The organism is Mesorhizobium australafricanum, assembly GCF_033977265.1.
Lineage (GTDB): Bacteria > Pseudomonadota > Alphaproteobacteria > Rhizobiales > Rhizobiaceae > Mesorhizobium > Mesorhizobium australafricanum.
Genome location: NZ_JAVIIT010000021.1, coordinates 19,836 through 40,584, shown reverse-complemented (window position 1 = coordinate 40,584; position 20,749 = coordinate 19,836). Strand labels below are relative to the sequence as shown.

22 protein-coding genes and 1 pseudogene are annotated in these 20,749 nt (G+C 63.8%); 11 read left to right on the top strand and 12 right to left on the bottom strand.

Annotated features, from left to right (window positions below):
* Positions 1-3: 3 nt before the first annotated feature.
* Positions 4-879, bottom strand: a complete 876-nt coding sequence (locus RFM98_RS27725) for a S1C family serine protease (RefSeq protein WP_320311755.1) — start codon at positions 877-879, stop codon at positions 4-6.
* A gap of 217 nt (positions 880-1,096) precedes the next feature.
* Here RFM98_RS27725 and RFM98_RS27720 point away from each other — a divergent pair, with 217 nt between their 5' ends.
* Positions 1,097-2,044, top strand: coding sequence for a S1C family serine protease (locus tag RFM98_RS27720; RefSeq protein WP_320311754.1), 948 nt, complete (start codon positions 1,097-1,099; stop codon positions 2,042-2,044).
* Positions 2,045-2,285: 241 nt separating this feature from the next.
* Here the strand turns inward: RFM98_RS27720 and RFM98_RS27715 are convergent, their stop codons facing one another.
* Positions 2,286-2,711, bottom strand: a complete 426-nt coding sequence (locus tag RFM98_RS27715; protein ID WP_320311753.1) for a VOC family protein — start codon at positions 2,709-2,711, stop codon at positions 2,286-2,288.
* Between the two features lie 65 nt (positions 2,712-2,776).
* Between RFM98_RS27715 and RFM98_RS27710 the strand changes: the two genes are divergently transcribed.
* Positions 2,777-3,403 (top strand): TetR/AcrR family transcriptional regulator, encoded by a 627-nt coding sequence (locus tag RFM98_RS27710; RefSeq protein WP_320311752.1) that lies wholly within the window; start codon positions 2,777-2,779, stop codon positions 3,401-3,403.
* Here RFM98_RS27710 and RFM98_RS27705 read toward each other — a convergent pair.
* Positions 3,345-4,292, bottom strand: coding sequence for a LysR family transcriptional regulator (locus RFM98_RS27705; protein ID WP_320311751.1), 948 nt, complete (start codon positions 4,290-4,292; stop codon positions 3,345-3,347). The genes RFM98_RS27710 and RFM98_RS27705 overlap by 59 nt on opposite strands.
* A gap of 128 nt (positions 4,293-4,420) precedes the next feature.
* Here RFM98_RS27705 and RFM98_RS27700 point away from each other — a divergent pair, with 128 nt between their 5' ends.
* The 3 genes from RFM98_RS27700 (at position 4,421) to kce (ending at position 6,295) form a co-directional block, all read left to right on the top strand.
* On the top strand, positions 4,421-5,059 hold the full coding sequence (locus RFM98_RS27700) for an FMN-dependent NADH-azoreductase (RefSeq protein ID WP_320311750.1): 639 nt from the start codon (positions 4,421-4,423) through the stop codon (positions 5,057-5,059).
* A gap of 22 nt (positions 5,060-5,081) precedes the next feature.
* Positions 5,082-5,255 (top strand): hypothetical protein, encoded by a 174-nt coding sequence (locus tag RFM98_RS27695; RefSeq protein WP_320311749.1) that lies wholly within the window; start codon positions 5,082-5,084, stop codon positions 5,253-5,255.
* A gap of 107 nt (positions 5,256-5,362) precedes the next feature.
* Entirely contained in the window at positions 5,363-6,295 is a 933-nt protein-coding gene (gene kce, locus RFM98_RS27690) for a 3,5-dioxohexanoate:acetyl-CoA acetone transferase (protein WP_320311748.1), read from the top strand.
* Positions 6,296-6,343: 48 nt separating this feature from the next.
* Here kce and RFM98_RS27685 read toward each other — a convergent pair whose 3' ends face one another.
* Together RFM98_RS27685 and RFM98_RS27680 are read right to left on the bottom strand one after the other, a co-directional pair.
* A complete protein-coding gene (locus tag RFM98_RS27685; protein ID WP_320215647.1) occupies positions 6,344-6,637 on the bottom strand; it encodes an HlyU family transcriptional regulator in 294 nt (97 codons plus the stop codon).
* 53 nt (positions 6,638-6,690) lie between these two features.
* The gene (locus RFM98_RS27680) at positions 6,691-7,332 is read right to left on the bottom strand and encodes a TetR/AcrR family transcriptional regulator (RefSeq protein WP_320311747.1); all 642 of its coding nucleotides are present in this window, start codon (positions 7,330-7,332) and stop codon (positions 6,691-6,693) included.
* A 176-nt stretch (positions 7,333-7,508) separates the two neighbouring features.
* On the opposite strand from RFM98_RS27680, the gene RFM98_RS27675 reads away from it, so the two are divergent.
* Positions 7,509-8,186 (top strand): PspA/IM30 family protein, encoded by a 678-nt coding sequence (locus RFM98_RS27675; protein WP_320311746.1) that lies wholly within the window; start codon positions 7,509-7,511, stop codon positions 8,184-8,186.
* A gap of 43 nt (positions 8,187-8,229) precedes the next feature.
* Positions 8,230-8,490, top strand: coding sequence for a YiaA/YiaB family inner membrane protein (locus RFM98_RS27670; RefSeq protein WP_095817392.1), 261 nt, complete (start codon positions 8,230-8,232; stop codon positions 8,488-8,490).
* A gap of 80 nt (positions 8,491-8,570) precedes the next feature.
* Here the strand turns inward: RFM98_RS27670 and RFM98_RS27665 are convergent, their stop codons facing one another.
* On the bottom strand, positions 8,571-9,242 hold the full coding sequence (locus RFM98_RS27665; RefSeq protein ID WP_320311745.1) for a PadR family transcriptional regulator: 672 nt from the start codon (positions 9,240-9,242) through the stop codon (positions 8,571-8,573).
* Positions 9,243-9,509: 267 nt separating this feature from the next.
* Between RFM98_RS27665 and RFM98_RS27660 the strand changes: the two are divergent.
* Positions 9,510-9,762: pseudogene (locus tag RFM98_RS27660) on the top strand (DUF2798 domain-containing protein).
* 56 nt (positions 9,763-9,818) lie between these two features.
* Here the strand turns inward: RFM98_RS27660 and RFM98_RS27655 are convergent.
* The 5 genes from RFM98_RS27655 to RFM98_RS27635 form a co-directional block, all read right to left on the bottom strand.
* Positions 9,819-10,199, bottom strand: coding sequence for a thiol-disulfide oxidoreductase DCC family protein (locus RFM98_RS27655; protein WP_320311744.1), 381 nt, complete (start codon positions 10,197-10,199; stop codon positions 9,819-9,821).
* A gap of 60 nt (positions 10,200-10,259) precedes the next feature.
* Entirely contained in the window at positions 10,260-10,553 is a 294-nt protein-coding gene (locus RFM98_RS27650; protein ID WP_095766734.1) for a GYD domain-containing protein, read from the bottom strand.
* 194 nt (positions 10,554-10,747) lie between these two features.
* On the bottom strand, positions 10,748-12,775 hold the full coding sequence (rpoD, locus tag RFM98_RS27645) for an RNA polymerase sigma factor RpoD (RefSeq protein WP_320215653.1): 2,028 nt from the start codon (positions 12,773-12,775) through the stop codon (positions 10,748-10,750).
* A 426-nt stretch (positions 12,776-13,201) separates the two neighbouring features.
* The gene (dnaG, locus tag RFM98_RS27640; RefSeq protein ID WP_320311743.1) at positions 13,202-15,157 is read right to left on the bottom strand and encodes a DNA primase; all 1,956 of its coding nucleotides are present in this window, start codon (positions 15,155-15,157) and stop codon (positions 13,202-13,204) included.
* Positions 15,158-15,295: 138 nt separating this feature from the next.
* On the bottom strand, positions 15,296-15,658 hold the full coding sequence (locus RFM98_RS27635) for an RcnB family protein (protein ID WP_320311742.1): 363 nt from the start codon (positions 15,656-15,658) through the stop codon (positions 15,296-15,298).
* Positions 15,659-16,006: 348 nt separating this feature from the next.
* On the opposite strand from RFM98_RS27635, the gene RFM98_RS27630 reads away from it, so the two are divergent.
* The 3 genes from RFM98_RS27630 (at position 16,007) to RFM98_RS27620 (ending at position 19,285) form a co-directional block, all read left to right on the top strand.
* Positions 16,007-17,671, top strand: a complete 1,665-nt coding sequence (locus RFM98_RS27630) for a Na/Pi cotransporter family protein (protein ID WP_320311741.1) — start codon at positions 16,007-16,009, stop codon at positions 17,669-17,671.
* Between the two features lie 94 nt (positions 17,672-17,765).
* Entirely contained in the window at positions 17,766-18,023 is a 258-nt protein-coding gene (locus tag RFM98_RS27625) for a DUF2061 domain-containing protein (protein ID WP_320311740.1), read from the top strand.
* 80 nt (positions 18,024-18,103) lie between these two features.
* Complete coding sequence (locus RFM98_RS27620) at positions 18,104-19,285, top strand: MFS transporter (protein WP_320311739.1); 1,182 nt, start codon at positions 18,104-18,106, stop codon at positions 19,283-19,285.
* Positions 19,286-19,315: 30 nt separating this feature from the next.
* Here the strand turns inward: RFM98_RS27620 and RFM98_RS27615 are convergent, their stop codons facing one another.
* Positions 19,316-20,689, bottom strand: coding sequence for an aminotransferase-like domain-containing protein (locus RFM98_RS27615; RefSeq protein ID WP_320311738.1), 1,374 nt, complete (start codon positions 20,687-20,689; stop codon positions 19,316-19,318).
* Positions 20,690-20,749 lie beyond the last annotated feature (60 nt).

Sequence of the window (20,749 nt, the reverse complement as noted above, 5' to 3'; positions counted from 1 at the left end):
CTCTCAGCTCAGCGGCTTCTCGCCGATGGTGACCGAGACGTCGCGCTGCACGCCGCCGCTCGAAACACCGAGCGTCACGGTGGTGCCGGCGCTGTCCGGCCCGAGCTTGCGGATAAGCTCGCGCGGGCCATGCACGGGCTCGCCGTTCCAGGCGACGACGATATCGCCGACATGCAGGCCGGCGGCCTTTGCCGGACCACTGTCGTCGAGGCTCATCACCATGGCGCCTTTCGTTTCGCCATTGCGGATCGGATGCAGCCCTGCGCCAAGATAGCCGCGCGCGACATGCCCCTTCTCGCGCAGCGTCGCCACCGCTCGCTCGATGGTCTCATAGGGCATCACCAGCGCGCGCCTACGCGGTCCGAACAAGAGCATGCCGATCAGGCCGCCCTTGGCGTCGAGCACCGGGCCGCCCTCGAAGCGCCCGCCGGTGTTGATAGCGAGGTTGATGCGCCGGTCGATCGTGCCGCCGCGCATCGACCGCCAGGCCGGCCCAACCTCGCCGACCGTGCCAAAGACCGCAAGCGCGGCGCCGTCACTGTGGCCGACGGCAATAGCCAGGTTGCCGGGGCGTGCAGCGCCGGCCTGCGCCAGTTGCGGCAGACCGGCGGAAGCGGAAGCCGGCTTCAGCAGAGCAACGCCTGTCGAAGGATCGCGCCCGACGAGTTCGGCCTTGACGGTCTCGCCCGAGGCCAGTGTCAGCTCGATCTCCTCGCCGGCCTCGACCGCTTCCTCGGCGGTGACAAAGAAGCTGTCGCGCCAGTGGAAGGCGCTCGCGGTGCGGTGATGGTGCGTGGCAAAACTCGCCAGCGCCGGAGCAGCGGTAGCCGCTACGTCGGCAATGGCTTCGGAAAAAGCACTCAGGTTGAAGTCGCTCATAAGAATATCTCCTGGGTTCGGTAACCCAGATATCGCTCCGTAGCGCCGTCGCGGATACTCGCCTGACGGCTAGTCGCAGGCCGGACTGGCCATGTGGTCAGGTCGCGGCGCCTGCGGCTGCTCCGCACATATAGTGCGTGTCGCCCAAAAGTGTTGCGCGGTTTTGGGGCAACGACACGCACCTAGGAAAAACATCATTCCACATGGGAACACACCGATGGCTTTAGCGGCCGAAAAACTTCCACCCGACGACGCCCTGCTCGATGCCTATTCCGCATCGGTTGCCGACGCCGTCGATCGCATCGGCCCGGCCGTCTGCCGCATCGAGCGCATCGGCGCCGGCGGCCATGGCTCCGGCTTCGTCATTGCGCAGGACGGACTGGTCGTCACCAACTTCCACGTCGTCGGCGATGCGCGCGCCGTGCGCGTCACGACGCCGGATGGCGCCACTCGCGAAGGCCGTGTGCTTGGCCGCGATCCCGACACCGATATCGCGCTGGTGCGCGCCGACGGCAACTTTACCGATGTCGCGCCGCTAGGCGATTCCAAGCGGCTGCGCCGCGGCCAGATCGCGATCGCGATCGGCAATCCGCTCGGCTTCGAGTGGACCGTCACCGCCGGCGTCGTCTCCGCGCTCGGCCGCTCGATGCGCGCCTCGACCGGCCGGCTGATCGACGACGTCATCCAGACCGATGCCGCGCTCAATCCCGGCAATTCCGGTGGTCCGCTGGTGTCGTCGGCGGGCGAAGTGATCGGCGTCAACACGGCCATGATCCACGGCGCGCAAGGCATTGCCTTCGCAGTTGCCTCCAACACCGCCAATTTCGTCATCTCCGAGATCATCCGCTTCGGCCGCGTGCGGCGTGCCTTCATCGGTATTTCGGCCGACACGACCAACCTGCCGCGCCGGGCGGCACTGTTGTCGCAGGTGACCACGAACACGGCAGTGCGCCTGCGCAGCGTCGAGAAGAACGGTCCCGCCGCGATGGCTGGACTGAAGGAAGGCGACATCATCGCCGCCATCGACGGCCGGCCGGTTACCGGCGTTGACGATCTCGTGCGCATGCTCGTCGCCGAGCGCATCGGTCGCGAGACGCTTTGCACCGTCGTGCGCCGCACCGGCGTCAGCCAGGTGGCGGTGACGCCCGTGGCCAGGAACGGCTAATGCATGTCGCCCAGAAGTGTGCAGCGGTTATGGGACAACGACATGCATCAAAACAAAGACTTAAAGCGCGTCGCCTGAATCCGGTTCAGCGCAACGCGCTTTAGGCCGTCGCCTAGCGGGCTGTCGCCTAGAGCCGGATGATTTCAGGTCGAATCGACCTGAAATCTGAATCCGTCTCTAAATCAAAGAGACAGAGCATGATGTCGTCCGAAAACCGCTTCACACTTTTCGGCGTCATGCTCTAGCCGGCTGTTGATCCGTCGACAAATTGCACCTGAAATTCGGGGCTGAGCGGGATCGGCTTGATGATGTCGATCAGCACCCCGTTCGGATCCTTGGTGATGAAATGGCGCTGGCCGAAGGGCTCGTCTCGCAGCGGACACAGAATCGGCAGGCCGGCCGAGACAATGCGTTCGTACACCGCATCGGGATCGCGGACCTCGAAATTGATCAGCAGCCCAGAAGTGCGGCCGCGTCCCTCTTCGGGGATCGTCTCATGGTCGCCCTGGACGATGCCGAGATTGACGCGGCGATCCTCGGCAGACTGCAGATGCACATACCAGTCGCTCTCAAACAGCGATTTGAAGCGAAGATGCTCGACATAAAAGGCCGCCGTGCCCGCGACATCGCCGGTCATCAGCACCGGATAATAGCTTGTCGTCTTCATCTTTCTTTCTCCCATCGCATAACATACAGTTTGTATGTAAATGAGATAACATACAGGCTGCATGTATGCAAATGGAATCCGGGCGCCGCTCCAATCGCGATCGCACTGAGGCGACGCGCGCCGACCTGATCCGCGCTGCGCGAAGACTGTTCACTGAAAAATCCTATGCCGAGACGGGCACGCCGGAGATCGTCGCGGCGGCCGGAGTGACACGCGGCGCACTCTACCACCATTTCGCCGATAAACAGGCGCTGTTCGCCGCCGTGGTCGAGCAGGAAGCGGAGATCGTGGCAGCGCAGGTGGACCGCGCCTCACCATCCTCGCTTTCTGCCCGCGATGCGCTGATCGCCGGCTCGGACGCCTACCTTATGGCGATGGGCGAGGCCGGCCGTACGCGGCTTCTGCTGCTTGACGGCCCGGCTGTGCTCGGCCGCGCCACCATGGACGAGATCGACAACCGCCACGGCAACCGTTCGCTGCGCGAGGGCCTTGTCGCGGCGATGCGCGCGCAATCGATGACCAGGCTGCCGGTCGACGCGCTGACCGCTTTGCTGGCTGCCGCCTTCGACCGTGCCGCCCTTGCCATCGAGGCCGGTGCGTCCCGCGAGGACTACCGCGCCGTGCTGATCGCGCTCATGGATGGCTTGTCTCCGGCCCCTCCTCCGTCCACACGCCGGGCTCCATCTCGTTGAAGAGGCCGAGCTGCCGCTTGAATTCGTCGATCAGCCAGGACGCCGCCGGTTTGGGGCTGCGGTCGGTGCGGTACATGGCATAAAGCGGCGAGCGCACCTCGCGGTAAGGTTCCAGATCGAGCTCGACCAGCCGGCCGCTGGCGAGGTCGTCGGCAATAAGCCAGCGCGGCAGCCCGCCCCAGCCGAGGCCTTCGCGCATCAAGGCGTGCTTGGTGCGCACATCCGTCAGCCGCCACGTGCGATAGGCAAAGACGCCGTAGTCGCGGCCGCGCGTGCGCTCCGACTGATCGGAGACGACCAACTGGATATGCTCGCGCAGATCCTCGACCGCCACCGGCTTCGGCAGCCTCGCCAGCGGATGGTCAGGCGCCGCCGCCGGCACCATCGAGGTAAAGCCGATGCGCAGTAGATTGACCTCGGCATCGCCTTGCAGGCCGCCAAAGCCGAGGTCCGACTGGCCATTGACGACTTGATCGACGATCAGGCCGAGCGAGCCGATATAGAGGCGCAGCATCACCGCTGGAAATTGTGCCTCGAAGGCCTTGAGCACCCGCACCAGCGCCGGTGAGGGCAGCGCCACGTCGACCGACACGGCCACTTCCGCCTCCAGCCCTTGCCGGTAGCCGTCGGCGCGCGAGCGGATGCGCTGCAAGACGCCGATCATGCGCCTTGCATCCTCAAGCACCGCTTTGCCGACATCGGTCAGCTGCGGTTCACGCACCCCCTCGCGCTCGAACAGCCTCAGGCCGAGCTGCGCTTCGAGATTGGCGATGCCGTAGCTCACCACCGACTGTGCCCGTTTGAGCTTGCGCCCCGCTGCCGAGAAGCTGCCGGCGTCGGCCACCGCTACCAGGATTTGGAGTTGATCCAAGGTCGGGTTTGGTTGCATGCATGTCATCTATTTTGTTGATGGATTATATACATATTATACCAGTTTCATGGATAAGGCGGCAATCCCATATTGGCGAGGAAAGTTCAATCCAACTCCGTTCAATCCAACCCCAAGGGGACACCGCCATGTCTATTCTTCTCGTTACGTCCAGCCCGCGCGGCGCTGCTTCGCATTCGACCCACGTCGCCACCGACCTTGCTCAGAAGCTGGTCGCCGCCGATCCGTCCAACACGCTTGTCGTGCGTGATCTGGTTGCCAATCCGCTGCCGCATATCGACCCTGACTACGCCACCGGCATCTACACGCCGGCCGAAGCCCGTACCCCGCGCCAGGCCGAGGTCGTGGGCGTTTCCGATGCCGTGCTCGATGAGTTGTTCGCCGCCGACACCGTGATCCTCGCCACCGGCTTCATCAACTTCAACATCTCCTCGACGTTGAAGTCATGGGTCGACCATGTCGCCCGCTCCGGCAAGAGCTTTGCTTATGGCGAAGGCGGCCCGAAGGGTCTCGTGACCGGTAAGAAGGTCTATATCGTACTCGCTTCCGGCGGCATCTATTCGGAAGGCGCAGCGGTGCAGATGGACCATGCGGTTCCCTACCTGCGCAGCGTGCTCGGCTTCCTCGGCATGACCGATGTCGAAGTCATCCGCGTCGAGGGCGTCGGCATGGGTGCCGATGCCATCACGGCCGCGCTTGCCAAGGCCACCGCCAAGGTCGACGCGATCGCCGCCGCCAATGCGGATCATATTGCTGCAGCTGCATAGTCACTGCCTTTTGGTCTCACGAATGAAAGAGGCAGGCGCCGATCGGCGCCTGCCTCTTTGCATGTCGTCGTTCTGGAACGACTTTTTCTTTCCCCTGGTCCTGATCACCTCCGACGATTTGAAGACACTGCCGCAGGGGCTGACTGTGTTCGTCGGCGAATTCACCACCGACTTGGGGTGCTGTTCGCCGGGCTGACACTGGCGGCGCTGCCGATTACGCTGCTCTATATCGTGCTGTCGAAACTCTTCATTTCCGGCATCGCGCAAGGGGCGGTCAAATAGCGAAGGTCGAGGCAAAACGAAGTGGCAAACCAGAACAAGATCATCATCACCTGCGCGGTCACAGGATCGATCCATACGCCGTCAATGTCGCCGCATCTGCCGGTGACGGCGCAAGAGATCGCCACCGCGGCCATCGAGGCGGCCGAGGCAGGAGCTGCGATCGTCCACCTTCACGCACGCAATCCGGTCGACGGACGCCCCGATCAATCGACCGAGGCCTTCGCCCCGTTCCTGCAGGTCATCAAACAGCGCTCCAACTGCGTCGTCAACATCACGACCGGCGGCGCGGCGACGATGAGCGTGGAAGAGCGGGTCAGGCCAGCGAAAGTGTTCGCGCCCGAGGTGGCGTCGCTCAACATGGGGTCGATGAATTTCGCGCTGTTCCCGATGCTGGAGCGGTTCAAGACCTTCGAGCATGACTGGGAGCGGCCCTATCTCGAATCGTCGCGCGACCGCATCTTCCGCAACACCTTTGGCGACATCGAGCACATCTTGCGCACCTGCGCCGACAACGGCACGCGTTTCGAGATCGAGTGCTACGACATCGGCCATCTCTACACGCTGGCGCATTTCGTCGAGCGTGGCCTGGTGAAGGTGCCGTTTTTCGTGCAGAGCGTGTTCGGCATCCTCGGCGGCATCGGCACGCATCCAGAAGACGTCGCCCACATGAAGCGCACGGCTGATCGCCTGTTCGGCAATGACTATCACTGGTCGGTGCTGGGCGCTGGCCGCCATCAATTGCCGATCGCCACACAGGCTATTGCGCTGGGCGGCAATGTACGGGTCGGCCTGGAGGACTCGCTGTGGATCGGCAAGGGCAAGCTTGCCCGCTCCAGCGCCGAACAGGTGACCAAGGTGCGCCAGATCATCGAAGGCCTCGGCGCCTCGATCGCGACGCCCGACGAGGCGCGGCAGATCCTGCAGCTCAAGGGCGGCGACAAGGTCTCGTTCTGATCGGAACAGAGAGGAGCGAGCCGGCGGGATCCGAAACCGCTGCGGCAGCTAGCCGAACATCCTCTCGCCCTGCTCGTCGACCAGCTGGATGCCCTTTTTGATCGAGATGTCGACGGCGTCGTCCAGCCCGGCGAAGCGGTCGGCGCGGATGAAGCGGTGTTCCTTCATCACGCCGTCCACTTCCTTCGAGACGACGCCGCATGTCTGATACTGGCCCTCGGCCTTGTAGGGCGTCGCGCTGATCAGGAACCCCTTGTGCTCAACCTGCTTCGCCGGCTTGGCAGTGCCGGCCTCCGTCGCCTCACTACTGCCGCCGCCAAAAAGCTTTTTCAGAAAAGACATCTCTCAAAACTCCCATTCCACGCGGACGCCGAGGAATCGCGGCGCCCCCTTGTTCACGCAGATTTTGTCTCAGCATGCGCGAATGCGCCGCCGCGTTCCAGTCCCTTGACGAAAACGCCGACCAGAAGCTCGACCTGACGCCAGATCTCCTCGGCCTGCCTGCTGTTCGAATTCGCCACATAGCCGCTGGTCACGATGCCATGCACGCTTGACCACAAGGTTCGCGCCGCAAGCGCGCGGCGGTCGTCGTCGAGGTCGAAATCCCCCGCCTTGAGCACGCCGGCGACGATGTCGAAGAGTGCATCCAGCAGCGCGTCATAGGCATCGGGGCCAGGCCGCGTCGCGCGTCGGCGGTTGAAGGCAAGCACCGCCGGCCAGCTGCCGGGATGCGCTTCGACGAACCGCACATAGGCGGCGGCCATCGCCAGGATGCGATGCCGGACATCGGTCACCCCTTGCCTTTCGAGATCGGCCATGGCCGCCAGGCCTGTCGCGCCGAGCCGGTCGAGCAGCCGCATGTTGACGGCGCGGTGCACCTCGTCGAGATCGGCAAAGAGGTTGTAGACGGATCCGACCGAAATGCCGGCTTGCTCGGCGATGCTACGCGCTTTCAGATTGTCGGCGCCGCCCTCGTTGAGCAGCGCCTCGGCAATGGCGAGCACCTTCTCGGTCATTTCTTCCTTGTCCAGCGCCATGCTCTTTCCTGTCCTAGTGTGCGGAACCGGGGCGCCCCGGCCGGAATTCGTTCCACTTGCTTGCGTTTACCATGTCCAGCGCTCCATGAACAGCGTTCAAAATGGAGCTTGAACAATGTTCATTTCCTGTTATGTTGAGGTCGTGAACGATGTTCACGCAAACAGGGAGAAGAACCATGCTTAGCCTGATCAAGACATTGCTGGACGGCGCCAGCGCCCGGGCCGAGGACAATCTGAAGGATCGTTTTGCGATCGACCTTCTGGCCCAGCGCATCCGCGACGCGGAGGCGGGCCTCGCAGCCGCCAAGCAGACGCTCGCCTCGCTGATCGTGCGCCAGCGTGCCGAGCAGACCAGCCTCGACCAGCTCGACCGCCGCATCGCCGATCTGGAAACCCGCACGATGAGCGCGCTTTCCGCCAACAACCAGGCGCTTGCCGAAGGCGGCGCTTCCGCGATCGCCGAACTCGAGAACGAGCGCGAGGTCCGCCGCGCCACGGTCAAAAGCCTCGGCGAGAAGACCTTGCGGATGCGTCTGTCCGTAGAACAGGCGCATCGCCGCATCATCGATCTCAACCAGGGCATGATTTCCGCCAGGGCGATCGATGCCGAACGCAAGGCGCAGTCGCGCCTGAACCGTTCGATCGGCCGCACCGCAAGCCTCAACGAAGCGGAGGAACTGCTGGCCCGCATCAAGGAAAGCAGCGACCCGTTCGAGGAGGCCGGCATCCTCGACGAGATCGACGGCGAGCTGCGCCACGAGGCGATCCGCGACCGCCTCGCCGAAGCAGGTCACGGACCGGCCACCAAGGTGCGCGCTGAACACGTCCTGGCACGCCTGAAATCCCTGAATTGAACCCGTAATTTTCCCAAACAGATCAAATCCAAGGAGCAATACGATGAACGGCAATCAGACCTATATCCTGTTCAACACCGTGTCCGTGGGCGCAGCCTATTTCATGCTCGGCCTGTCACTGTGGCTGGCGCCTGTCGACCTCTCGACCAAGGGCTACTGGGCGATGGGCGTCCTGTTGCTCACCGGCAGCCTGGTGAACCTGGTCAAGTACCGCACCGACGAACGGATCTCCGCCGAGACCACCGCCAAGATCGAGAAGGCGCGCAATGAGAAGCTGATCAGCGAATATGTCGGCAAGGAGTAATCCCTGCCCATGCCGATCGCCGACGGAATGCAAAAAGCCCGGAGTGATCCGGGCTTTTTGGGTTTCGATATGAGAATGCCTTAACGACGTGCCAGCGCCTCGATCGCGTCGGCGGCGTCTTCGAGGATGCTGATCGCCTCGGCCTGCTTGTCTTCCGGCGCGTCGGCGATGTCGCCGAGCGCGGCACGCAGCCGCTGGCGCAGCGCGCGGAACTGGTCGCGCTTTTCCGAACGGCCGCGGCGCCAGCCGCCCTCGTCCTTGTCATCGCCCCAGCCGAACCATTCGCGCGCCGCGGCCATCTTGCGGCCGAACCGCTCGAGATGGTCGAGCACGCTGTCGATCATCTCGCGGTTCTCCTCGAGATGCGCCTTGCCGGCCTCGGTGATCGAAAACACCTTCTTGTTGCCTTCGCTCGAGGACACCGCGTAGCCCGCCTCTTCGAGGAAAGTCAGCGTCGGATAGACCACGCCCGGGCTCGGGCTGTAGATGCCGCTGGTGCGCTCTTCCAGCGCCTTGATGATGTCGTAGCCGTGGCGCGGCGCATCGGCCAGAAGCGAAAGCGTGATCAGCTTGAGATCGCCGTCGGCCAGCATGCGCCCGGCGCGGAACATGTCGCCCGGCCCGCCGCGTCCACCGCCCCTGCCGCCATGGCCGAACGGACCGAAGCCGCCACGACCGCCGAACTTGCCGGCCATATGCATGAACATGCGCTCGCCGAAGTGGTTGTGCCCGGAATGATTATGTCTGTGCATGGATTGCTCCTTGAGTTATATCTTACGATATATCTCACATAGGCTGTGGCGCCTGCCGGGTCAAGATATATCTTACGATGTATCTAAAAATGCCGTCAGCCGGATTGATTTCAAGAGGGCCAGCCGCTAGAACGCCCCGCGAGGGTCGCCGACCGCTCCGTAAGCGTCTGACGTCAAGCAACGCATCCACCCGGTCCTTCCGGGCATATGCCGAAAACCGGCAAGAGGATGCCAAATGCGACGGACCGATGTTTCGGGAAAATCCCAATGACTGGAAGAAATCGGCGCAGGAAGCTGCCTGCGCGCTACGCCTCTGTCGTCAGCCCTCTGGTGCTGTCGCTTTTGATGACCTTCATCGTCTCGTTCATCTCCACGCTGAAGAGCCTCGGCCTTCACCCCAACCTCAATCTGGCTGGCCGCCTGGGGCCTGTCCTGGCTGGTGGCGTTTCCGACCCTGCTGCTGGTGCTGCCCGTGGTGCGCCGCATCGTCGGCTGGCTGTGCGAGCCGGCAGCGAGGTGACCGATGCTGGGAAAGCCCGGAACGCGCTCCGGGCTTTCCCTGATGGAGAGCGCCGCCTACCAGCGGCCCTTGCGCCTGTTCCAGGCGTAGAGAAGGTCCGCAAAGCGGTCATAGGCAAAGCGCGTCAGCGGCAGCGCGATCGCGTTGCCCAACAGTGTCGCCAGCCAGCCCTCGCCCGGCGTGAGCCGCCAGACCGCGATCGCCACATCGGCGCCGACCAGCAGCCGACCTTCGGCATCGGTCGCATGCAGCCGGCGGCGGATATCCTCCAGCGCGGCACCGAAGACTGAAAGCGCTTGAGGTTCGAAATTGATGTCGCGGAATTCGACGCGGCCCGCCTTGATCGCCTCGACCAGCCGCCGCTTCTGATGGCTGATACCCGCATCGCACACCGGACAGCGTGTGTTGTACCAAACAGTCAGCAGCGGCTTCGGCATGGCGCGACTATCGGGAATGCGGCGCGGCTTCGCAACAGCCGCGCCGGTCCTTCAGCCACTTTACCCAAGCGAGCTGATGATCTCGCGGTAGGCGAATTCCGGAAACGCCTTCATCGTTCGAGTCTTGACATTGCCGCCCGACGACAGCATCAGCGCGAAGCGGGCAAGCACCGCATCGTCCGGGGCTTCGACGATGGCGACCATGTCGCATTCGCCCATGGTCAGATAGAATGCCTTGAACGATCCGCCCATTTCTCCCAGCAGCTTTTTGGCGGCATCGAGCCGTTTCGGCGACTCCCGCACATTCTTGGCGCCCAACTCGGTCCAGTTGATAAGCACGATGTAGGTTGTCATGGCACACCTCCTCCGGGGCCACGGTGCGGGCGCCAGGCCGTTGACGGCCGACGCCGGGCGGGCATCCGGCTTGTCGCCCACAAATGCATCCGACGCGGGAATTATCCTCCTGTCGAGCGGCCCCGGCAAGGCGACGCTCGCAAATGAAAAGGGCGCCCGAGGCGCCCTTTCGATTTGCTTGTCTGATTTCCGGATCAGCTGTCGAGGAAGCTTCTGAGCTTGCGCGACCTGCTCGGATGCTTGAGCTTGCGCAGCGCCTTGGCCTCGATCTGCCGGATGCGCTCGCGCGTCACCGAAAACTGCTGGCCGACTTCTTCCAGCGTATGGTCGGTGTTCATGCCGATGCCGAAGCGCATTCTGAGCACGCGCTCCTCGCGCGGCGTCAGCGAGGCAAGCACCCGTGTCGTCGTCTCCCGCAGATTGGCCTGGATCGCCGCGTCGATCGGCAGGATCGCCATCTTGTCCTCGATGAAGTCGCCGAGATGCGAATCCTCCTCGTCGCCCACGGGGGTTTCGAGCGAAATCGGCTCCTTGGCGATCTTCAGCACCTTGCGCACTTTTTCCAGCGGCATGGCCAGCTTCTCGGCCAGTTCCTCCGGCGTCGGCTCGCGGCCGATCTCGTGCAGCATCTGGCGCGAGGTGCGCACGATCTTGTTGATCGTCTCGATCATGTGCACCGGAATGCGGATGGTGCGCGCCTGGTCGGCGATCGAGCGGGTGATCGCCTGCCGGATCCACCAGGTCGCATAGGTCGAGAACTTGTAGCCGCGGCGGTATTCGAACTTATCGACCGCCTTCATCAGGCCGATATTGCCTTCCTGGATCAGGTCGAGGAACTGCAAGCCGCGGTTGGTGTATTTCTTGGCGATCGAGATGACGAGGCGAAGGTTCGCCTCGACCATTTCCTTCTTCGCGATCGCGGCCTCGCGCTCGCCCTTCTGCACCTGGTTGACGATCTTGCGGAATTCCAGGATCGAGATAGCCGTTTCGGTGGCGAGGTTCTGGATCTCGGCACGCAGCTCCTTGATCGTGTCCTTCTCGTTCTTGGTGAACTCCTTCCAGCCGCGCGAGGTCAGGTTGGCGATCGAACGGGTCCAGTTCGGATCGAGCTCCGAGCCCTGATACTCCTTGAGGAATTCCTCGCGGCGCACGCCATAGCTTTCGGCGAGACGCAGCAGCTTGCCCTCGTTCTGCACCAGGCGCTTGTTGATGTCATAGAGCTGCTCGACCAGCGCCTCGATGCGCGCAGCGTTGAGCGACAGCGACTTCACTGCCTTGATCAGCTGGTCCTTGAGCTCCTTCAGCCGGCGGTCCTGGCTGGGCGAGAGCGTGCCGGCTGCGGCCAGGCGGTTTTCGACCTGCTGGTCCTGCAGCTTGCGAAGCTTCTTGTAGGTGTCGGCGATGACGTCGAGTGTCTCCATCACCTGCGGGCGCAGTTCCGCTTCCATCGCGGCCAGCGACAGGCTCGCCTCGTCCTCGTCGTCTTCCTCTTCCTCCAGCCCGCGCGTGTCGACGCCGACATTGGTGATGTCGTCTTCTTCCTCGCGTGCCGCCGCGCGGCCGCGCGGCTTCTCTTCGGGCTTGGGCGCTTCCTCGACGCGTTCAACGACAGGCGCCTGCTTGGCCTCGGGGCCGGCATAGGTCGCCTCAAGGTCGATGATCTCGCGCAGCAGGATCTTCGATTCGTTGAGCTCGTCGCGCCAGATGATGATTGCCTGGAAAGTCAGCGGGCTTTCGCAGAGACCCGCAATCATCGTTTCGCGGCCGGCCTCGATGCGCTTGGCGATGGCGATTTCGCCCTCGCGCGACAGAAGCTCGACCGAGCCCATCTCGCGCAGATACATGCGCACCGGATCGTCGGTACGATCGGTCGGCTCTTTCTTGGTGGTCGTGGCGGCGACGGCGGTGCCGGTCTGCTCGGCGAGTTCGTTGGCGTCTTCCTCGGCGTCGGCGGGCGCTTCGGCTTCGCTCTCTTCACCTTGCTCGTCGTCCTCGACGACGTTGATGCCCATGTCGCTGAGCATCGCATTGATGTCTTCGATGCGGTCCGGATCCGTCTCTTCCGAGGGAAGCACCGCGTTGAGCTCGTCGAGCGTGACATAGCCGCGTTTCTTCGCGGCCTTGATCATCTTCTTGACAGCATCGTCGGAAAGGTCGAGCAGGGGGCCATCGGTGGCGCCTTCGCGTTCGGTCTCGACCTCTTCCTTTTCCTTAGTCGCCATTCTTTGTCGTCTCCAAGCGGCCGAATATCGAGGCCGCGTAAACTGCCGGACCGGCTATGCTGGACGCGCTCGCACCAGAACGCTTTTCACCGGTCCAGTAACCGCGTCATCTCTTTTGTTTTGTGCACGTCGCTGTCCCAAACCGGTTTCCACTTTTGGGCGACATGCATTAAGTCCAGATTAACCCTGATATCTGGAGCAGGCACTTTGCCTGTCCAGTCGTCACCGGCACCTCACATCGCTGGAATTTCCCGCCGACGCCGGGGCACGGTTAACGTTTCGAATCGTCCTGATTCCGCCAATCTGCCAGAAGGTCAAGCGCCTCTGGCATGATTCGCATGAAAAAAGCGAATCAATTACCCGACTTAGAGGCGTCGATTCGACGCGCTAAGCATTTCCACTTCATTTCCAGGGGGCAGTTGCGGCCTAAACGCGTCCAACTCTGCCCGACGAGACGCCGAACCCTTCGATCAGCGCTTCCGTTGCCTGCACGTCGTTGAATTGCGCTTGAATCTCGACGAGATGCCGGAAGTTTTCATCCGAAGGGTCTGCATCGAGCGCCGCCTGCGCCTGTTTCAGCTCTCTATGTAATGTGCGGGCGCTACGCTGCAAGTGCAGCGCCTGGTTGAAGGCGTCGCGGGCATCGTCAAGTGCGGCGGTCTCCAGCGCCGGCCATTGCCGCGCGCGCTTGATCAGCTCCACCGCGCGCTCCCAGATGCCGCCGCAGCCGGCGCGCTCGATGGTTGCGATGACCGTGCCGCGCTCGTCGGCCGCGTCATGCGCCATGGCGTCGAGAATGGCCGCGTGGAGTTTGCGCAGATCCGAATTGGCAAGGTCGAGGAATTCCACATGCGCGAAATTCTCGTCGATCAGCGCCGGATGGTTGACCAGGGCCACGATGATCGTCGCCTCGCGCACCGACATCCCCTCGCCGGCTCGCTTGACCAGCGCCGAGCGGCCGAGACTCTCGGTGATCGCGGCGCGCCCGCCGGCCGCCCCGCCCCGCCCGAAGGCACCACCGGGGCCCGGCCCCTTGCCCCGCTCGCCAGGCCGGCCGTCGGAGCGCCCCCCGTGATGGCCCTGCCGCGCGGCGCGCTGCGAGCCGAAGAAACTCAGCACCCGTTCGCGCATCTCTTGTTGGTAATGGTAGCGCAGGCTTTCGTCGCGGATGCGGCTGGTGAGTTCGCGCAGCGTCTTTTCGAGCTCTGCCCGCCGCTCGGGCGTATCGAAGACGCCGCCGGCTGTCTCGCGCATCCACAGCAGATCGGCAAGCGGCCGCGCTTCCGAAAGCACCGCGCGGAAGGCATCGGGACCATCCGCCTTGACCAGGTCGTCCGGGTCCTTGCCTTCCGGCAGCAGCGCGAAGCGCGCCGAGCGCCCGGGCTGGATCGCCGGCAGCGCCAGGTCGGCTGCACGCCACGCCGCTTTCAGCCCGGCCTGGTCGCCGTCGAAGCACAGCACCGGCTCGCCGGCCATGCGCCACAGAAGCTCGAGCTGGTTCTCGGTGAGCGCCGTGCCGAGCGGCGCCACGGCGTTCTCGAAGCCGGCCTGCGCCAGCGCGATGACATCCATATAACCTTCGACGGCAATCACCGAGCCGCCTTTCGCCAGGGCTTTGCGGGCGCGAGCGAAATTGTAGAGCACGTTGCCCTTGTGGAAGAGCTCGGTGTCGGGCGAGTTCATGTATTTGGCCAGAGCATCGGGCGCCAGCGCGCGTCCGCCGAAAGCGATGATCTTGCCGCGCGAATCCGGGATCGGGAACATGATGCGGTCGCGGAACCAGTCATAGGAAACCGGAATGTCGTCGCCATGGCGGACCAGCCCGCAGGCCTCGATATCGGCCTTCGGCACGCCTTTGGCGGCGAGATGCTCCTTGAGCGCGTTGCGGCTGTCGGGCGCATAGCCCAGCCGGAAGGATTGCTGCGTCGCCGGCGTCAGGCCGCGGTCGCGCAGATACGCGCGGGCTTTGGCACCGTCGGCACTCTGCAGCCGCTCCTGGAAAAAGGCGGTCGCCATCTCCATCACGTCGGTCAGGCTGGCGCGTTCCTTCTCGCGCCGTTCTTCCTGGGCGTCGCGCACCGGCATCGGCACACCGGCCATCTCGGCGATCTTCTCGACCGCTTCGGGAAAGCTCATGCCGTCGAGTTCGGTGAGGAACTTGAAATGGTCGCCCGAAACCGAGCAGCCGAAACAGTGGTAGCGGCCCTTCTTGTCCTCGCAGTGGAAGGACGGGCTTTTCTCGCCGTGGAACGGGCAGCAGGCCCAATAGTCGCCGCGCGAGGCGTTGGTCTTCTTCCTGTCCCATGCGACACGCGTGCCGATGACCTGCGAAATCGGCACGCGGTCGCGTATCTCGTCGAGGAAGGCGGGCGGAAAGCGCATCAGGGAAACTCTTTTGCCCTCCATATAATCAAGCCGCCCGGGCGCTGCGACTCTATCCGGCCCATCGTACCCGCTTTTCACAGACGAAAAGAAGGCGGCCATGCGGCCGCCTTCTCCAGGATTTCCGGATGTGACGGTTTACTGCGCGGCGATCGCGCCGAAGATGATGCCGGAGAGGATGCTGACCAGCACATAGTCGTTGCCGACGCGGATCCACTCCTGGCCGGGGCCGGGGCGGCGCAGGCCGTGGCGGTTCCAGTCACGGACCGGCTGGTGGCGCTTCCAGTTGGAATAGCGCTGACCGCTGCGCCAATGGCTGCGCTTCACGATGACCTTCTTCTTCACGACCCGCTTGTCGACATGCCTGCCGGGCTTCTGCCAGTCGATCTGCGTGTAGTTCGACTGCGGCGCGCTCGGTTGGGCGAGCGGCGCGGCCTGGCCGGACAAGGCCGAGGCGGCCAGCACCGAGGCGGTGACGGCGGAAAGTATGAGACGCTTCATGGTCGGTACTCCTTGTTGTCGATAGACGAGGAATAGCCGCCAATGGATGAACTGAAACTGAACATGAGAATTACAATTCCGTAATGATTTCCGATGCTTATGCAAGACTCCGGATCGCGCGCGGCCACGCTGCCCAAGCGTCGGACGTTATGAGGCGAAGCGCCGCTGCGCGGCGCGTGCAACCAATGCGCCTCCCTTCATTTCCGACATGTTCCGTCGAGCGGAGAGGATCATCGCATCAGAAAAATCTATTATCCGGCTAATGTTAATTGGTGTATCTCGGAGCTTCGAAATGACTAAGATTCGTACCCCTCTCCGCGTTGCCACGATCACCCCGCGAGGTCGGCTTTGAGCGGCTCCGTCGTCCTCCTGCACCTTGCCGGCGCGGTGGCGCTGATGCTGTTTGCCACCCGCATGGTGAAGACCGGCGTGGAGCGCGCCTATGGCGACGTGCTGCGCCACCGGCTGCGCGCCACCATGCGCAACCCGATCATGGCCGTGCTGGCCGGCTGCGGGCTGGCGGTCGCGCTGCAGAGCTCCACCGCCGTCACGCTGCTGGTTGGCTCCTTCGCCGGCGCCGGCATCGTTTCGGGCGCCGCCGGACAGCTTGCCGTGCGCGGCGCCGAGATCGGTTCGGCGCTCGTGGTCAAGCTGCTCACCTTCGATCTCACGCTGCTGGTGCCGCTCTGCCTGATAGCGGGCACGGTCATGTTCATGGCCACGGAGCGGCGCGACTGGCGGCAGTTGGGCCGGATCCTGATCGGTATCGGACTGCTGATCCTGTCCCTGGAGATGATCGGCCAGGCGTCCGAGCCGCTGCGCAACAGCCAGTTGATGCCGCTGATCATCAATTACTTCTCGGGCGACCCCATCACCACCTATCTCATGGCCGCGCTGGTCACCTGGCTGTTCCAGTCCAGCATCGCCGCGGTCCTCCTGATGACGACGCTGGCGGGCCGCGGGCTGATCACGCCGGAGCTGGGCGTGGTTTTGGTGCTTGGCGTCAACCTTGGCTCGTCGCTCATCGCGCCGATGCTGACGCGATCGGCGACGCCCGTGGTGCGCATCGTGCCGATCGGCAACCTCCTGATGCGCGGCCTTGGCTCGCTGATCATGTTGGTCCTGATCATGACCTTCAAGCCGGATGTCGCCTTCCTCGGCAAAACCGCACCGGATCAGATCGTCAACGCCCACATCCTGTTCAACGTGCTGATCCTGCTGGCCGGCCTGCCGCTGGCCGGTCTCGTCTACCGCGCTTCCGGGCGGATCGTGGCGCTGGCTAGTAAGCCGCAGCCGGCAGCCACGCTTGAGGTCGTGGAGCTTTCGGCGCTGAACGAAAGCGCGCTCGACACGCCGAGCCAGGCGCTCGCCAACGCCACTCGCGAGGTGGTGCGGGTCTGCGAAACGGTCGAGATCATGCTGAAGCGCATCATCGAGCTCTATGAGGATGCGGATCCCGCCAAGATCAAGGCGCTTGCAGCACTCGACGACCGCGTCGACAGGAAGCACGCCGCGATCAAGCTCTATCTCGCCAAGATCACCAGGAACCCGCTGACCGAGGACGAGGCGTTGCGTTGCCAGGAGCTGATCGGTGCCTGCGTCAAGCTCGAGCAGGTCGGCGACATCGTCGTGCGTAACATGCTGGCGCATGTCAGGAAGAAGCTGGAACGCGGCCTGGAATTCACCCCCGAGGGCTGGCAAGAGCTTTGCGCCTTCCATTCCTCGGTGCTCGCCAATGCGCGGCTCGCCTTCAACGTGCTGGTCTCGCGCGATTCCGAAACCGCCCGCCAGTTGGTGTTGGAGAAGGACCAACTGCGCGAGCGCGAGAAGGAAACCAGCGCCAGCCATTTCCTGCGCCTGCGCGAAGGCACCGCCAAGAGCGTCGAGACGAGCTCGATCCACCTCGACACCATCCGCGACCTGAAGCAGATCAACTCGCTGCTTGCTTCCATCGCCTATCCGGTGCTCGAAGAGCGCGGCCTGCTCGGTGGCTCGCGATTGAAGGCAGGCTGAGGCGGTCGCGACCAGCCGAAAAATTAGTCTTTGCTCATCCTCGCTTCCGTCGGCTAAGGATCGTCTGAGGACCTGTTGGGAGGATGATCGGTCGATGGACACCCATTCGCGCAGCTTCGCCAAGGCGCTTTCGTGGCGCGCCACCGGCACGATCGACACGATGATCATCTCGCTCGTGGTGACAGGCAGCATCAAGCTCGCTGCGGCCATCGGCGGAACTGAAGTTGTCACAAAGTCGCTCCTCTTTTACCTTCATGAGCGGGCATGGCTGAAAATTCCTTACGGCAGGAACAAGAAGCCGGCGTCGTTGTCGGCGACCGAGGCGGAGCTAATCCCGGTCAAGAAAAGCTAAAGCGGCATCGACAATTTCTGCATTGCCGGACCCGCCCAAGCGTGGTTTGAGGCGTGCATTCCTCGCATATGTTTTGAACCATGCTGCCGCTGATTGCCCTTTTCCTTGCCGCCTTCGCCTTCGGCACCACTGAATTCGTCATCGCCGGCGTGCTACCCGAGGTGGCACAGGGCCTCGGTGTTTCGATACCGGCCGCCGGCTATCTCGTGTCCGGCTATGCCTGCGGCATTGCCATCGGCGGCCCGCTGCTGGCTTTAGCCACCAGCAAGGTTTCGCGCAAAACGCTGCTGCTCGGGCTGACGATTGCCTTCACAATTGGCCAGGTGGCCTGTGCGCTGGCGCCCGACTTCGCCGCGATGCTTTTCCTGCGTATCGCGATTGCGGTCGCGCATGGCGCCTATTTCGGCGTCGCCATGGTGGTTGCGGTCAGCCTGGTGCGCGAGGACCAGCGCGGCCGCGCTGTCGCGGTGATCCTCTCGGGCCTGACAGTCTCCAACGTCATCGGCGTGCCGGTGGGTACCGCGATCGGCAGCCTGTGGGGCTGGCGCGCGACCTTCTGGGTGATGGGAGCGCTGGGCATCATCGCGATTGTCGCCATGCTTGCGCTACTGCCCCGCACGGCCGGCGCCGCCAACCGGCCGGCTGGCCTGGCGCGAGAGGTCCGCGTGCTCGGCCGCCAGCAGGTCTGGACGTCGCTGATCCTGATGCTGATGCTGATGATCGGCCAGTTCGGTCTCTTCACCTACATCACGCCGACGCTGCTTGAAGTGACAGGCCTCGACGAGAGCCTGATCCCCTGGGTGCTGCTGCTCAACGGCGTCGGCGCCACGATCGGCGTTTTTGTCGGCGGCAAGCTTGCCGACTGGAAGCTGATGCCGTCTCTGATCACCATGCTTGCCCTGCAGGCGGTGACGCTCGGCATCATCCATCTCGTCAGCCCCTGCCCGGTGCCGATGATCATCGCCATTATCGTCTGGGGTGGTCTCAACTTCGCCATCGGCGCGCCGATCCAGACCCGCATCCTCGCCTGGACGGCCGATGCCTCCAACCTTGCCTCCTCGCTGATCCCGTCCGGCTTCAATGTCGGCATCGCGCTGGCTGCATCGATTGGCGCGGCGATGCTCAATGCCGGCTACGGCTATCGCAGCCTGCCGCTCGCCGGCGCTTTAGCGATGCTGGTGGCAGTGATGGTGGCTGCCGCCTCGCAGACCTGGGAATGGCGCAGCCGCACGACGCCGCCGCTGCCGGCGGCAGCGGAGTAACAGGCCTGCGCATCCTGTCAGCCTGTTGTCTCAGATCTTCAGTCCCGAGCCAGGCACCCCCGAAAGGATGGAAGCCAGGCTGTGAAGGCCTTCCTTCAACCGTTCCCGGTTGGCAGTAGCACCGAGCGCCAACCGGAAGCCGTTGGCGAAGTCGTGCCCGACGGCGAACTCTTCCGCCGGGCTGATGGCCAGTCCTCGACGGCGGGCGATGTCGGCGAGTTCGGCCGAGCGCAACTGGCTCTGCAGTGGATACCACAGATGCAGGCTGGACTCCGACGCCGCGAAACCCTTGGGCAAAATGTTGCGGGCGATCCCTTGCCTGGCCCGTGCTTCGGCCCGCACGGCGGCGGTGATCTCCTCGGCAAGACCGCTTCGCAGCCACTCGCAGGCGAGGCCCGTCATCAGCGGCGGCGCCATCATTGTCGTGCCGCGTATCGCCGCCGCGATACGCTCCGCTGCTTGCGCGTCAGGCGCCGCCAGGAAGGCCGTGCGCAGGAAAGGCGAGATACATTTCGCCAATGTCGCAACATGGAAGGTCCGCTCCGGCGCCAGCTTCAGAAATGCCGGCGGCGCCGCGGCGAGCAGCCGGCTGTAGGGATCGTCCTCGACGACGATCAGCTTGAGCTTGTCGGCCATGCGGGCGAGTTCGCGACGCCGGCCTTCGGGCATGACAAGCGCGGTTGGATTTTGAAGCGTCGGATTGAGATAGAGAACGCGGGCGCCATGCCGTCGCGCCGCCTGCTCGAGATCATCCGGCCGCATCCCCTCATCATCGTTTCCGACAGCGGCGAGCTTGCGTCGCGTGGCTTCGGCCAGCGCGATCAGTCCGGGATAGGTCAGCGCGTCGGCAAGGATCGTGTCGCCCTCATGCGTCTGCGAAAGCAGGATGGCCGTGAGCAACGCCTGCGCTCCTGAACCGACAACGACCCGGTCGACCGGCAGCCTGTCCTGCGTTGCGGCAAGCCATGACGAGCCGACGGCGCGCTCCACAGGCGAGCCCGGACCGGGATGATAGGAAAGCAGCGCTTCCGCGCTGGAGCGCTTGAGCAGCCCTTCGATACCCGCGCGGATCAAGGCCGGCAGGTTGAGGCCGGCCGGTGCGGGCGGAATGTTCATGCTCAGATCGAGGACTGGCTCTTCCGGTTCGCCGGGTGTCACGAAGGTGCCGCGGCCCGCCGTTGCATCGATAAGGTTTCTGCGCCTGGCCTCGGAAAACGCGCGCGTGACGGTCGTAAGATCGACCCCCAGCAACCGGGCGAGTTCCCGTTGCGGCGGCAACCTGTCGCCAGGCTGCAATCGGCCATTCGAGCGGGCATCCGCAAGCGCGTCGACGATCCTGAGATAGACCGGTCGAGGCCCTGCCTCCAAAACCGGGAGCCAGCCGATGTCGCTTTCATCGTTCACTTGCTGCTTCCATACATTTTGTCGCATTGTATGCATACAAGTATGATATATGTATGCATC

Excerpts from the sequence above, each read along its gene's own strand:
- RFM98_RS27665 (WP_320311745.1), bottom strand. The coding sequence starts at position 9,242 with ATGCACAGACATAATCATTCCGGGCACAACCACTTCGGCGAGCGCATG.
- RFM98_RS27700 (WP_320311750.1), top strand. The coding sequence starts at position 4,421 with ATGTCTATTCTTCTCGTTACGTCCAGCCCGCGCGGCGCTGCTTCGCAT.
- RFM98_RS27680 (WP_320311747.1), bottom strand. The coding sequence starts at position 7,332 with ATGGCGCTGGACAAGGAAGAAATGACCGAGAAGGTGCTCGCCATTGCC.
- RFM98_RS27705 (WP_320311751.1), bottom strand. The coding sequence starts at position 4,292 with ATGCAACCAAACCCGACCTTGGATCAACTCCAAATCCTGGTAGCGGTG.
- RFM98_RS27695 (WP_320311749.1), top strand. The coding sequence starts at position 5,082 with ATGAAAGAGGCAGGCGCCGATCGGCGCCTGCCTCTTTGCATGTCGTCG.
- RFM98_RS27720 (WP_320311754.1), top strand. The coding sequence starts at position 1,097 with ATGGCTTTAGCGGCCGAAAAACTTCCACCCGACGACGCCCTGCTCGAT.
- rpoD (WP_320215653.1), bottom strand. The coding sequence starts at position 12,775 with ATGGCGACTAAGGAAAAGGAAGAGGTCGAGACCGAACGCGAAGGCGCC.
- RFM98_RS27650 (WP_095766734.1), bottom strand. The coding sequence starts at position 10,553 with ATGACAACCTACATCGTGCTTATCAACTGGACCGAGTTGGGCGCCAAG.
- RFM98_RS27635 (WP_320311742.1), bottom strand. The coding sequence starts at position 15,658 with ATGAAGCGTCTCATACTTTCCGCCGTCACCGCCTCGGTGCTGGCCGCC.
- RFM98_RS27685 (WP_320215647.1), bottom strand. The coding sequence starts at position 6,637 with ATGTCTTTTCTGAAAAAGCTTTTTGGCGGCGGCAGTAGTGAGGCGACG.
- RFM98_RS27675 (WP_320311746.1), top strand. The coding sequence starts at position 7,509 with ATGCTTAGCCTGATCAAGACATTGCTGGACGGCGCCAGCGCCCGGGCC.
- RFM98_RS27655 (WP_320311744.1), bottom strand. The coding sequence starts at position 10,199 with ATGCCGAAGCCGCTGCTGACTGTTTGGTACAACACACGCTGTCCGGTG.
- RFM98_RS27715 (WP_320311753.1), bottom strand. The coding sequence starts at position 2,711 with ATGAAGACGACAAGCTATTATCCGGTGCTGATGACCGGCGATGTCGCG.
- RFM98_RS27725 (WP_320311755.1), bottom strand. The coding sequence starts at position 879 with ATGAGCGACTTCAACCTGAGTGCTTTTTCCGAAGCCATTGCCGACGTA.
- dnaG (WP_320311743.1), bottom strand. The coding sequence starts at position 15,157 with ATGCGCTTTCCGCCCGCCTTCCTCGACGAGATACGCGACCGCGTGCCG.
- RFM98_RS27670 (WP_095817392.1), top strand. The coding sequence starts at position 8,230 with ATGAACGGCAATCAGACCTATATCCTGTTCAACACCGTGTCCGTGGGC.
- RFM98_RS27620 (WP_320311739.1), top strand. The coding sequence starts at position 18,104 with ATGCTGCCGCTGATTGCCCTTTTCCTTGCCGCCTTCGCCTTCGGCACC.
- RFM98_RS27710 (WP_320311752.1), top strand. The coding sequence starts at position 2,777 with ATGCAAATGGAATCCGGGCGCCGCTCCAATCGCGATCGCACTGAGGCG.
- RFM98_RS27625 (WP_320311740.1), top strand. The coding sequence starts at position 17,766 with ATGGACACCCATTCGCGCAGCTTCGCCAAGGCGCTTTCGTGGCGCGCC.